Annotated in this window: 13 protein-coding genes; 6 read left to right on the plus strand and 7 right to left on the minus strand. The window is 37.1% G+C overall.

Annotated features, from left to right (window positions below; translation table 11 throughout):
• Positions 1 to 248 precede the first annotated feature (248 nt).
• From QNH29_RS27720 to QNH29_RS27740, 5 genes are all read right to left on the minus strand, one after another.
• Positions 249 to 950, minus strand: coding sequence for a GntR family transcriptional regulator (locus QNH29_RS27720; RefSeq protein WP_283862451.1), 702 nt, complete (start codon positions 948 to 950; stop codon positions 249 to 251).
• A 134-nt stretch (positions 951 to 1084) separates the two neighbouring features.
• On the minus strand, positions 1085 to 1717 hold the full coding sequence (locus tag QNH29_RS27725) for a DapH/DapD/GlmU-related protein (RefSeq protein ID WP_283862452.1): 633 nt from the start codon (positions 1715 to 1717) through the stop codon (positions 1085 to 1087).
• Between the two features lie 21 nt (positions 1718 to 1738).
• A complete protein-coding gene (locus QNH29_RS27730) occupies positions 1739 to 2599 on the minus strand; it encodes a PHP domain-containing protein (protein WP_283862453.1) in 861 nt (286 codons plus the stop codon).
• A gap of 169 nt (positions 2600 to 2768) precedes the next feature.
• Positions 2769 to 3071: an ArsR/SmtB family transcription factor gene (locus QNH29_RS27735; protein ID WP_283862454.1), complete on the minus strand. Its 303-nt coding sequence runs from the start codon at positions 3069 to 3071 to the stop codon at positions 2769 to 2771.
• A gap of 44 nt (positions 3072 to 3115) precedes the next feature.
• Complete coding sequence (locus tag QNH29_RS27740) at positions 3116 to 3883, minus strand: SDR family NAD(P)-dependent oxidoreductase (protein ID WP_283862455.1); 768 nt, start codon at positions 3881 to 3883, stop codon at positions 3116 to 3118.
• 192 nt (positions 3884 to 4075) lie between these two features.
• Here QNH29_RS27740 and QNH29_RS27745 point away from each other — a divergent pair, with 192 nt between their 5' ends.
• Positions 4076 to 4300, plus strand: a complete 225-nt coding sequence (locus tag QNH29_RS27745; RefSeq protein ID WP_283865768.1) for an HAD family hydrolase — start codon at positions 4076 to 4078, stop codon at positions 4298 to 4300.
• A gap of 1107 nt (positions 4301 to 5407) precedes the next feature.
• Here the strand turns inward: QNH29_RS27745 and QNH29_RS27750 are convergent.
• Positions 5408 to 5548: a hypothetical protein gene (locus QNH29_RS27750; RefSeq protein ID WP_283862456.1), complete on the minus strand. Its 141-nt coding sequence runs from the start codon at positions 5546 to 5548 to the stop codon at positions 5408 to 5410.
• Between the two features lie 124 nt (positions 5549 to 5672).
• Here QNH29_RS27750 and QNH29_RS27755 point away from each other — a divergent pair, with 124 nt between their 5' ends.
• From QNH29_RS27755 to QNH29_RS27770, 4 genes are all read left to right on the plus strand, one after another.
• A complete protein-coding gene (locus tag QNH29_RS27755) occupies positions 5673 to 6692 on the plus strand; it encodes a DUF3231 family protein (RefSeq protein WP_283862457.1) in 1020 nt (339 codons plus the stop codon).
• Positions 6693 to 6806: 114 nt separating this feature from the next.
• A complete protein-coding gene (locus tag QNH29_RS27760; RefSeq protein ID WP_283862458.1) occupies positions 6807 to 7292 on the plus strand; it encodes a CBO0543 family protein in 486 nt (161 codons plus the stop codon).
• A gap of 73 nt (positions 7293 to 7365) precedes the next feature.
• Positions 7366 to 8382 carry a DUF3231 family protein gene (locus tag QNH29_RS27765; RefSeq protein ID WP_283862459.1) on the plus strand — a complete coding sequence of 339 codons (1017 nt, stop codon included), beginning with the start codon at positions 7366 to 7368 and terminating at the stop codon, positions 8380 to 8382.
• A gap of 715 nt (positions 8383 to 9097) precedes the next feature.
• Positions 9098 to 9562: a GNAT family N-acetyltransferase gene (locus QNH29_RS27770; RefSeq protein ID WP_283862460.1), complete on the plus strand. Its 465-nt coding sequence runs from the start codon at positions 9098 to 9100 to the stop codon at positions 9560 to 9562.
• 56 nt (positions 9563 to 9618) lie between these two features.
• On the opposite strand, the gene QNH29_RS27775 is transcribed toward QNH29_RS27770, so the two are convergent.
• On the minus strand, positions 9619 to 10443 hold the full coding sequence (locus tag QNH29_RS27775; RefSeq protein ID WP_283862461.1) for an aldo/keto reductase: 825 nt from the start codon (positions 10441 to 10443) through the stop codon (positions 9619 to 9621).
• 576 nt (positions 10444 to 11019) lie between these two features.
• On the opposite strand from QNH29_RS27775, the gene QNH29_RS27780 reads away from it, so the two are divergent.
• Positions 11020 to 12501, plus strand: a complete 1482-nt coding sequence (locus tag QNH29_RS27780) for a S8 family serine peptidase (RefSeq protein WP_283862462.1) — start codon at positions 11020 to 11022, stop codon at positions 12499 to 12501.
• Positions 12502 to 12704: the final 203 nt, after the last annotated feature.

Below are 12704 nucleotides of genomic sequence, written 5' to 3' on the forward strand. Positions count from 1 at the left end.
AGCGGAGATATTCCGGTTAACTGCTTTAAATAAGACAAAACCCAAGGATTTAGATACAATAAGCGGAAAAACTCCGCCTATTTTTAAGGAAATATGGGCATCTTCCAATATAAACGGAAATTCTCCGTTTATTTTCCAAACTTAGTGAAAATCAACATTCAGTTTTAACAGAGCCTAAAATAAAAAAAATCGGCTTCTCATTGGCCGATTTTTTTCTATTTCAAGCTTTATATAGAATAACAACACCTTCAGATCACATAAGTAAAACAATCGCTGCGATACATTATCTTCGAATATTCCAACACTATCCCAGTTTTTTTATCTACGCATCCTGATTCTAAAAGTAAAAGGGGTACAAGGCTGGGACATTTCAATAGATCTCGTTCTTCTTTACTTGGAAAAACAACACTCAATTGGCTGCGAGTCGATTGAAAATCTGTGTAGCCTTGTTGTCGATAATAGTGAAAAATAGAGTGAATGCCCTTCCCATCGTTTTCAATGTTTTCAAAAAGGGATTGAGATAAGTACGATGTATGAACAGCAATCGGACAGTCTTCAACAATTCGTAATCGGCTAATCTTAAACACGGCGTCTTCACGATTCACTTGCAACGTATGATAAATGGAAGAATCGTATGGAATTTTTTCACAAGATTGATTGATTGTCTGAGAATCAAACTTTAATTCCTTCATTTTTTCAGTAAAACTCACATCTCCGGTTAAAATAAGCGGTATTTGCAATTTTTGATTTTGAACATAACTGCCTTTTCCTTGCTTTGAAAAAATATAACCAAGTTCCTGCAAGCGCTCATACACCTTCCGAATCACCATTCTGGGCACTTTATACAGATCGGCTAGTTCATTTTCAGATGGCAATTTGTCATTCGGTTTATATTTTCCTTCCCGTATTTCCGAAATCAACCGATCTACTAATAAAGTTTTTTCAGACATCAAGGCTAACCCCTTTCGACACGAAATCTATGTCTAGTATATCGCCAGAATATGAAGTAATAGTAAAGCCTATGTAAATTTTCATTTATCCTTAAGAAAAAGCCCTAATACTAGATTAGGGCTTGCCACAACACTTAACCATGCTTTTTTAGGAAGGATTCTACATCGTTTAATTCATCAAAATGGGCTTCAAGCTTTTTCCTTGGCCAATCCCACCAGGCAATTTCAAGTAATCGGTCTGCTACTTCCTTTGAAAACCTTTTTTTAATAGGTTTGGCAGGAACACCAACGACAATCGTATAAGGCTCGACGTTTTTCGTTACAACCGCCCCAGAGCCAATGACTGCTCCAGTGCCAATTTCTACACCTTTCATAATAATCGCACCATGGCCAATCCATACATCATGGCCGATTTTCACGGTTTGAGTTCTCCGCCAGTTAAAAAGTGCTTCATCATCCTTATCAGCAAAGTCATATGCCACCTTTCGATACGTCATATGGTGCTGGCTGACTCTGTCCATCGGGTGCTGAACCGGATTAATACATACATGAGACGCAATCGAACAAAACTTACCTATTTCCGCATAGTTAACCGTTACATCATCCATCGTGTAGGTATAATCACCAAAGGTGGACTCAATGATATGATTATTTTCTCCAATAGACGTCCATTCCCCCGCAGAACTATTGATAATATAGCTTGAATCAGCGAAGCTTGGAGTGATCGATAGCTTTTTTTCCTTTTTGGGCTGATAAATCAATGGCATATATAAGGTTCAGCTCCTTATTCAAATGAATTCGTTTTTTCGTGTCCTCGCTAGTAACGCTTCTAAAGTCTCTATTCCTGGGCTTTTACTCCCAATTAACACAGGTTTTTCTCCATACTCACCGTGAAAATCGGATCCACCTGTCATGATTAGGTCATATTGTCTTGCCAGCTGTTTGGCTTGTTCTTCATGTTTCTCATCATGCAGCGGATGCCAAACTTCAATTCCCTGCAATCCAGCTTCCACTAACTTCGGCACCATTTCAAAGTTGCCATACTGCCCCGGGTGAGCAAGCACGGGTACTCCCCCAGCAAGAAGAATGGCTTGAACAGCTGTTTTGGCATCGATATATTCCATTGGGATAAAAGCAATCCCCGGCTTCTCACCATTTTGTCCGCGATTAAATAATCTTTTATAAAGCCTGCCATAAATGGAACCGGTATATCCTGCTTCAATCAATGCATGCATGATATGCTGCTTGTAAACTCCTGTTCCTCCATGAGCAATTTCCATGCAGCGCTCCCATGTGATCTTATACCCTGCAGCCATTAATCTTTCAACCATTTCCTCTGAAGCTCTGTTTCTTTGGTTAACGAGTGGTTGACATATGGTTTCAATCCCCTCATGACCAGGTTCAATAAAATAACCGAGAATGTGTACGCGCCGGCCTCTTTCAAAATCAAACCCTGACATTTCAATGCCTGGAATCACTTCAATTCCATATCTCTTTCCAGTTTCAACTGCCTCTTTAAGACCCTTCGTGGTGTCATGATTTGTCACTGCTAAGTGTGTAACCCCTTGTGCAAGAGCTAACTCCAAGACTTCTTCAATGGATAATGGACAATCTGAAATATTCGTATGACAATGTAACTCAATTTTCACGTCAGGTCCCTCCTTTATCTTTGTTATTAGAATAACTTGGTACCAAGTTATAAAGTGTTAATTGTGAGTAAATTGTTTGTAAATAAAGCTCTACAAAAAAAAACTGGAAGTTTTGCTCAGCAAAAAGCCCAACTAACAAATATTTGCTAGTTGGGCCTTACATCTATTTCTATAGGCATTCATTTTCAACAGTATGAATCAGCTCTTTTAATAATTCTACCGAATTGTCGAGGGATAGTGAATAGTACCGCTGTGTGCCCTTTTGTTCAATTTGCACAAGATTTTGCTCGCGCAGAATTTTTAAATGATGGGAAATAGCCGGTCGTGATAAAGTTGAATGCTCGGCAATTTCATTAACACTTAAGTTTTCCTGTTCCGCTAATAGTAAAATAATATCTTGCCTAGCAGGGTCACTTAATGCCGTAAAAAGCGGAATACATGAACGAAAAACTTTAATTGCTTGTTCCCCCATTAAACGCTCTCCTTTTTTATTCTTTTAACATTATTAAATCGGAGTTAGGCTTCTTTCGCAACATATTTGGCTATTTTAGCAGCAAGGCTCCTCGGAAGGAATTTCGCTGCGTATGCTCCTAGTTTGTTTGCACTTCCGGTAATCACTACCCGCTTACCAGACAGCATTCCCAGGTAGCCTTGTTGTGCAACTTCACCTGATGACATTGCCCTGCTGAACATCTTTGTATTGGTAACATTCGCTACGGAAGCAAAACTTGTCTTTGTTGCTCCAGGACAAAGAGTGGTCACCGTTACATTTGTATCAGCCAATTCTTCGACTAGCGCCTCTGAAAAGGACAATACATATGCTTTTGTTGCATAGTAAACCGCCATCATAGGTCCAGGCTGAAACGCTGCTGTGCTTGCAACATTAAGAATTCTTGCACCATTATTGTTTTTCTTCAGTTCAGGCAGAAAATAGTAGGTCAACTCTGTGAGGGCAGAAATATTCAATTGAATCATTTCAGATTGCTTGTGAATGTCAAGTTCTTCAAATTTACCCATCAATCCAAAACCAGCATTATTTACTAAAGTATTGATTGTAATTCCTGCTGCTTGTACATCCTCATAAACTTCTTTGGCTGCATGAGGCTCGCTCAAATCCTTACTAATTACTGTCACAGTTAAGTTGGGATATTGGCTTTTGATCTCTTCCATTTTAGTCTTATTTCGGGCCACAAGTACCAAATCATACCCATCTGCTGCAAACATTTTTACAAATTCATAGCCTAAACCACTTGTAGCCCCCGTAATCAAAACAGTTTTATTCACTTTATAACCTCCTGAAATTATGTTTTAAAAAAAGTATGAATGAGTATTTTTAGATTAAATGTTTAAACACTTAAATGTTTAAGCGTTTAAACAAATAATACATATTTTTAACTATTAATGCAAGCTTAATTTTAACATTTGTTTTATTAGCTTGATTTATGAATTATAGGTTCAATGTGATGTGACCCCCATATCTTTTCGAAAGCACTGCAAGAACTCAATGTTCCACCTAATCAATGTGTTTATGTTGGCGATCATCCTAAAAATGATGTAAAAGTTGCTCAAGACGTTGGAATCCATGGGATTATCAATGGGACCGTCATAACTTACTACATTAACATCAGCAGTTTAATTAAAAATGGTCTACCTGCCAATATATGTTCCTTATCTGCGAATTTTATTTGCTTACCTGCATAGATTTCATTTTACCTGCATTTTCGGTTTGTTTATCTGCCTAATAAATCCCCCCACCCAAACCTAGCTATGAAAAAGCAAGGCTGCAGCCTGGATCAGGTATTTCTATTTCCTATATATGGATATTTTACTCAAAATCACGCGTAACTTCCGGATTCAGGTGTGGTTTTTTAATTAGCTCTTTATATCAAAAACCCTCTACCTGCCAAAATAGATTCCTTACCTGCGAATTTTGTTTGCTTACCTGCATAGATTTTATTTTACCTGCATTTTCGGTTTGCTTATCTGCCTAACAAATCCCCCCCACCCAAACCTAGCTATGAAAAAGCCAGGCTACGGCCTGGCTCGGGTATTTTCATTTCCTATATATGGATATTTTACTCAAAATAACGTGTAACTTCCGGATTCAGGTGTGGCTCTTTAGTTACCTCTTTATATCAAAAAACCTCTACCTGCCAAAATCTATTCCTTACCTGCGAATTTTGTTTGCTTACCTGCATAGATCTCATTTTACCTGCATTTTCGGTTTGTTTATCTGCCTAACAAATCCCTCCACCCAAACCTAGCAATAAAAAAGCCAGGCTGCAGCCAAGCTAAGGTAATTTATATTCCTATATATGGATATTTCACTCAAAATAACGCGTAACTTCCGGATTCAGGTGTGGCTCTTTAGTTACCTCTTTATATCAAAAACCCTCTACCTGCCAAAAACTATTCCTTACCTGCGAATTTTGTTTGCATACCTGCATAGATTTCATTTTACCTGCATTTTCGGTTTGTTTATCTGCCTAACAAATCCCCCCACCCAAACCTAGCTATGAAAAAGCCAGGCTGCAACCGGGCTAAGGTAATTTATTTTCCTATATATGGATATTTGACTCAAAATTACGCGTAACTTCCGGATTCAGGTGTGGCTCTTTAGCTACCTCTTTATATCAAAAACCCTCTACCTGCCAAAATCTATTCCTTACCTGCGAATTTTGTTTGCATACCTGCATAGATTTCATTTTACCTGCATTTTCGGTTTGTTTATCTGCCTAACAAATCCCCCCACCCAAACCTAGCTATGAAAAAACCAGGCTGCGGCCTGGCTCATGTATTTTAACTTTATTAAAGATTATCTGTTCTAATTCTTGGGGTATTTGTTTGTGGAGCGGCTGATGCCCTAGCATTATCATTATGCCGGTCATTTTCTAATGTAATGAATTTTTCATTTGCTTTTTCTGAGGACGTTTGCTTTTTGTCGGCCACTTTATCACCTCCTACGGATAATATGTCCAACTTTTCCTCGAAAAAACTTTCATAACGGCTCAAAACTGTATATGATTTCTTATTAAGTTAAATACTATCGAAAAAATCAATCCAAGGGGTTAATATGATAGCACTAAAACCGATTCATCTAAGTTCACCCAAAACAAACACTACGGAAAAATTAACGTCAGCAGAAATGGCAAAACTTTGGGCAACCTATATGGGAAACAGCATGGCAAAATGCATTTTAGCTTATTATCTACAACACGTAGAAGATGAGGATATTAAAACCTTACTAGAAAATGCGTATCATTTAAGTATGGATTTCATGAAGACAACGGAAGAGATTTTTAACAAAGAAAATTTCCCTATCCCTAAGGGCTTCTCTGAAGAGGAAGATGTAAACTTAGGTGCACCTCGTTTATTCGAAGATGAGTTCTATGTCCATTACCTAAAATATGTAGCAAAAGCTGGAATGAGTATCTATAACGTAGGATACCCATTGGTTTACAGGAAAGATGTAACAGACTTTTTTAGGTATTGTATGGAGTCCACTATGGATTTAATGGACCAAATCAAAGAAATCTTAATGCACAAAGGATTTATCATAAAACCACCTCTTATTCCGGTTCCAGATAAAGTTGAATTTATTCATAAGGATTTTTTAAATGGCTTCTTCGGCCATGTACGACCGTTACATGCTTTGGAGATTACCCATTTTTACGATAATATTGAGAACAATGTAACAAGTAAAGCTCTCATTATGGCATTTGCCCAGGTAGCAAAAGACGAACAAATTCGGCAATTGTTTGAAAGAGGGAGAGACCTTACTCAAACAAATTTAGAACGTTATATGCAAAAACTACACGATGAAAATTTGCCTTCTCCGTCTCTTTTAGATGATTTAGTGACAAACTCAACGTTTTCACCTTTTTCTGATAAGATCATGTTATTTCATAAGGCAGATATGTTTTCTATGAAGTTAAGGGCATTTGGAAATTCAGTAGCTGTAAATGGAAGACATGATATTGGACTAATTTATACTAAATCGTTTGCAAAAATCTCCTTATTTTGTGAACAAGCAGCCAAACTCATGATCGAAAATGGCTGGATGGAACAGCCGCCATATGCAGCACAGAGATAAAAATTAGCTTTTTAACCAAGCAAAACCTCTTCAGAAACTTTTGAAGGGGTTTTTAACTACAATCTCCCCTTTTTGTAAAACTAATAAAAACAAACAAACCAAGGAGAATATAGTATGGGGAAAAAATTTGAAAGAAAAATGTTACGGTTATTATTTTTAGTTGGAATCGCTTCTTTTATAAAATTAGTAAGAAAGCCTCCTGTAAAGGATTGGTTTATTATTTTCCTGTTAAAAAGTTATATTGCTTCATTTTTAGACAATATATTGGTTAAAAAAGGTTATTTGAAGTATCCTGTAAACTTATTTAAGACCTTCGATATTAGCGTTTTGTTTAGTTACCTGCTTTTCCCTGTAAGCTGTATTTATTTTAATCAAGTTACCAGAAATTCAAGTATTTTAGGGATCATTCTGAAGAGCATTTTATTTAGTGCCCCGTCTACATTAGCTGAAGATTGGATTGAAAAAAATACAAAATTAATTGTCTATAAAAAATCGTGGACATCATTACACAGTTTTTTTTCAATTGCCTCGACTTTTATATTGGTTAGGTATCTAATGAGTTTAATTAGGAAATTTGCGGCTAAACAATCCGGTTATTAGCAAACTAACTAATACATAGCAGCGCTAATTTATGGTAATGCTATTTCTAGCATTTCTATTTTGGAGGTTACTTATGGAGGAAAAGGATACACAGATAAGGCTGACCGCAGGCGAAATAGGTCAACTATGGATGCAATACTTAAATGATAGTTCCAGTATATGTGTCCTCACATACTTCCTAGAAAAAGCGGAGGATGATGAGATTAAGCCTATCATTGACTTTGCTTTAGAGTTATCTAAATCACATGTTAAAAAGGTTTCATCTATACTATCAGAGGAAAAAAATACAGTTCCGTATGGTTTTAGTATAGAAGAAGATGTTGATTTAACAGCTCCTAGACTTTATTCAGACGGTTTTGTGCTTAATTTTATAAACCAGATGTCGAAGGTTGGACTTACTTTATACGGTGCAGCTGTAGGAACGTCCGTAAGAAGTGACATAAGAACGTATTACATGAACTGCCTTACGGAAACAATGGAACTATATAATCGATCAACGGAATTATTATTATCCAAAGGATTGTTTATCAGGTCTCCGAACTTGCCTAAATTGGAGAAAGCTGAATTCGTGAAAAAGCAATGGTTTATGTTAGATGTATTTGGAGAAAAGAGACCGTTAGTCGCTGCGGAAGTCGAAAATTTATTTGCTAATCTACAAAGAAATGCTCTTGGAGTTGCTGCACTTACTGGATTTAGCCAGGTTGCACAAGACAAGGATGTAAAACAATTCTTTTTAAAGGGTTTAGAAATTGGAAATAAACACATTCGATTATTCAGAGGGAAGCTAGAGGAAAGTAAACTCCCTGCGCCGATGGGCTGGGATTCAGAAATAACAAACAGTACCGCACGTACATTTTCCGATAAACTCATGATGTATTTTACATCTGGTTTGATTTCGATGAGTGTGGGTTATTATGGCACAGGTGTCAGCCAAAGTCCTAGAGGAGATATTAGTTCAATGTATAACAGGCTGTCCTTAGAAGTTCAGATGTATGCTGAAGATGGTGCAAATATCATGATAAAAAATCGATGGCTGGAACAGCCTCCAATGGCAGCTGATCGTGATGAATTAATCAGAAATAAGAAATAAGAATATTCATATTCAGGTCCTTCTGCAAATAAACAGGAAGGGCTTTTTTATTCTTTTTTGGGATTCCTCCCTGTTATTTTTGTAAAACAAAAAGCACCGCAAATACGGTGCCTGCATTTTAGTTTCAATCCTTTGATTTTGAACGGATTAATTGGTAGGGGTAAATAACTAAGGCAAAAAAGATTGAAACCAAAAAAACATGAATAGACTTAAAATTAACTAATTTGTATACCTTTAATTTTTGCAATAACCAGCTGACTGGAAAAGCTAAAAATAAATCCATCAGCGTATTCGTCATAAAGTATAACCAGAACCTTCCGAAGGTCAAACGAAAAATCCAAATGGTACCTATAAAGAATGGGCCTAATATGAAGCTTAGATCATTGATAACCTTATTCCATAATCCGCCTTTTACCGTCCACAATTTAAAGGGAACTGATAATATACTGATAATAGCAACAGGTGTATATTTTTAAAAGACTTTTTGGGGATAAAGAAAACGGTTAACCATGGTATGATGATTAGACCGATTCTAATAATAGCTGCCAGCATTCAAGTACTCCTTAAACTGTTTTCCTTTAGGTTGCTTATTTTTAAAAAGAATATTCTTCTTTGTTAAAAAATCCCTACATCACGGAAAGCAACCCAAATAGAGGTTATTTTTATCAAAAGGAGAATGTATTAATGGAGAAATTTTTGATTAGAGGGAAACGACATGATTACATTAAAAGAAGTCAATAAACAAAACTGGTTAAACCTTATAAAACTTTGCAGTGCTGAAGACCAAAAAAACAGAGTCTTTGAAAAAACAATTGCTTCTAACTGTTTATCTTTAGCACAAGCGAGTATAGAAGAGAATTGGACTGTCAAAGCCATTTATAAAAATGATACGCCAATCGGCTTTACCATGTATGGATATTCGGAAGAACTCGCTGGCTATGAGATTTGCAGAATTATGATTGATTACAAGTTTCAAGGGAATGGATATGGTAAGCAAGCATTACTCTTAGTAATAAAAGAAATGGTGGACCAATTTAAGTGTGAAGAGATACTAATAACCTTTGTTCCTCAAAATGAAAAGGCAAAACAACTATATTTATCAGTAGGTTTTAAGGACACCGGCAGAGTAATTAAGGCTGTTGAGGATGAATTAATTTTTTCCTTTAATAGTAAGATGTAATTACCGTAAAAAATAGCAAAGGGAGAGGGCATATTAGCTCCTCTCCTTTTTCAATATTATCGAACATGCATGTCGTTTGGATGTGAACCTTTACGTCGATTACGATTAAGTTCATGAATCTTGTTCATTTCATCTTTATTTAATTCGAAATCAAAGACATTAAAGTTTTCTTCGATTCTTGATGGTGTAACAGATTTTGGAATGACGATGGTGTTATTTTGTAAATGCCATCGCAGCACAATCTGTGCCGGACTTTTGCTATATGCGGCCGAGATTTTTTGAATGACTTCGTCATGCAGCACTTCACCACCCTGATCAAGAGGGCTCCAAGCTTCTACAAAGATATTGTGTTTTGCACAAAACTCTTTTATCTCATTTTGTGCAAGGTAAGGATGACACTCTATCTGGTTCAATACCGGCACGACTTCACATTCTTTTAAAATGCGTTCTAAGTGCTCAATTTCAAAGTTACAAACTCCAATTGCCTTTACTCGGCCATCGTGATACAACTTTTCTAATGCTTTATAGGTATCAACATACTGGTCAAAGTTAGGAGTTGGCCAATGGACCAAATATAAATCAACATAATCCAATCCTAATCTTTCTAAACTCTCATTAAATGCACGCAAAGTACTATCATAACCTTGATCAGAATTCCAAACTTTGGTTGTAATAAATAGCTCTTCACGAGGAACGGAAGATTCAGCAATCGCCCTTCCCACGCCCTTTTCATTTTTATAAATCATCGCTGTATCAATAGAGGTATAGCCAACCTTAAGTGCGATGGCAACCGACTCTGCCGCTTGGTCATCTGGAACCTGCCAAACACCGAATCCAAGCTGCGGCATTTTTAAACCGTTGTTTAGTATAACAAAGTTCATGCTCCATTCTCCTTTTTGAATTGATATGTATTTTCCTTTTTAGGTGTATATCGTATCATACCTGTTAATTTATTTACTATTACTTGGGTTTCTATTCATCCTTTTGAGAAATCACAGGTACCAAACACAGTCGATATTGCCTCTTCTTCTCCAAGAAGGCTTTATAATAAATCATTAATAGATCTTTAAATCTTTGTTCATAGTTTTGTCATGATTACCGGGTATGATAGAAACATGAAGAGGAAGCCTAAAACTTTATCTTTTTCATAACTCCCCTATTTATATATTTTGGATTCGGCTGCTGGCCGAATCTCTTTTTTTGCATTCAAACTGTCTCTGGTATACCGGCACATTTGAAATCCATCGCATACGCAAAATGTCCCTCGATGAAACATCTATTCTTTTCTTAACCATGCATCCAATATTTGATAGATTTGTACAGCCTTATCCGTATTTGAGAATTTGTCGGAATATTCCCATTTTCATAATTATAGTTCGACAAATATATTTAAGAGCTTATATTAAAATTTAATTCTACGTGTATTACGTAAACCTAGATATAAAGGGAGGATTTAAATGAAGAAGAAACTAGCTGTACTATCTATTTGTTCTGCTCTATCATTTTCACTACTGGTTGGGGTTCAACCGAACAAAACAAAAGCTGCACCGGAGCTGGAACATTATGTGGTAGCGTATAAGGGGAAACTGCCATCTAATTTTTCTGAGAGAATTCAAAAATCAGGCGGGAAAGTAGAAAGAATCATAGAGGAAATTGGCATTGTAGAAGTCGCATCCGCTGATCCTACTTTCCTTACCAATGTAAAGAAAGATTCAAACGTACAAACGGCTGGTAGAGAACTTGAGGCATACTTAGAAACAGATCCAGATGCTAAAGTTAATTTTACCCCAGGAACTCCTAATGGAGAGAAAGTTACTCTAGATGCAGATGCAAAAAGCTACTGGGATAAACAATGGGACATGCAGCGTCTTACTGGCGATGGGATATCTTATGAAATGAATGATGGAAATGAAGATACGGTTGTTGCGGTAATTGATACTGGTATTGACTTTAGCCATCCGGACTTGAAGGATAATGCTGATTTAGCAGGCTCTAAAACCTTTGTTCCAGGAACTACAGATGCTTGGGACAAAAATGGTCACGGCACACATGTTGCTGGATCAATCGCTGCGAATGGAAAGGTCAAAGGTGTTGGTCCGGATTTAACGGTCCGAGCTTACCGTGTTTTTGGAGCAACTGGAGGAGCACAGCAATCATGGATTACCGATGCGATTGTAGCAGCAGCAAACGATGGTGTTGAAGTTATTAATATGTCAATTGGCGGCTGGCGCTGGATGGCTCATAACCTAGAAGAGAAAGGTGATTCCGCTTCTATGGTAGCCTATCACCGTGCCGTTCAATATGCGATTCAAAAAGGGGTTACAGTAGTCGTATCTTCTGGTAACGACTCAAAAGACCTAAACAATTTACATGATATGCAAGCCTATTGGAAGGCTACCTACGGCTTAGACATTAAGGGACCATCTCGTGTCGTACCAGCACAAATTCCTGGAGTTATTACCGTTTCTTCATCTAATCAATGGTCATCAGATAAAATTGCATTCTACTCAAATTATGGTAATGCTATTGATGTTGCTGGTCCTGGCGGTGATAATGGCCCGTTATACGACAGTCTGTACCGTCAAGACCCTGCCGGAAACTATTTAAATAAACGTGATTTTACGTATCGTACATTATCTACTTATCCTTCTTATCCTGTAGGTGTAACAGAAGCCGCACCAAATGGCACTAATGCTACAACGCAATTTACCGACGGAAAATGGCATGGGTATTCTTATTTGCATGGTACCTCCATGGCTGCACCGAAAGTAGCTGGAATAGCTGGAGTCATTAAAGCAGCTCACCCTGAGTACACCCCTGCACAAGTAACTGCAGCCATCAGACAAAGTGCGATTGACTTTGGTAAAGTTGGAGTAGATCCACTTTATGGGGCAGGCGAAGCTAATATTTATAACTTCTTATTGAATGATACGAAGTAATTAGTAGAACCACTGAGTTTACACTCAGTGGTTTTTACTTTTTTCTAACGTTCACGAAACCCAGCGTTTTACCCCATTCCATGGTAACGATAACAAACTATCGTATCCTCTCACATAAGAATTCATTAATAGAACTTTAAATCTTTGTTCATAGTTTGGTCATGAATAATGGGTATGATAGAAACATGAAGAGGAAGCCTAAA

It is taken from the genome of Neobacillus sp. DY30, assembly GCF_030123065.1.
GTDB lineage: Bacteria > Bacillota > Bacilli > Bacillales > Cytobacillaceae > Neobacillus.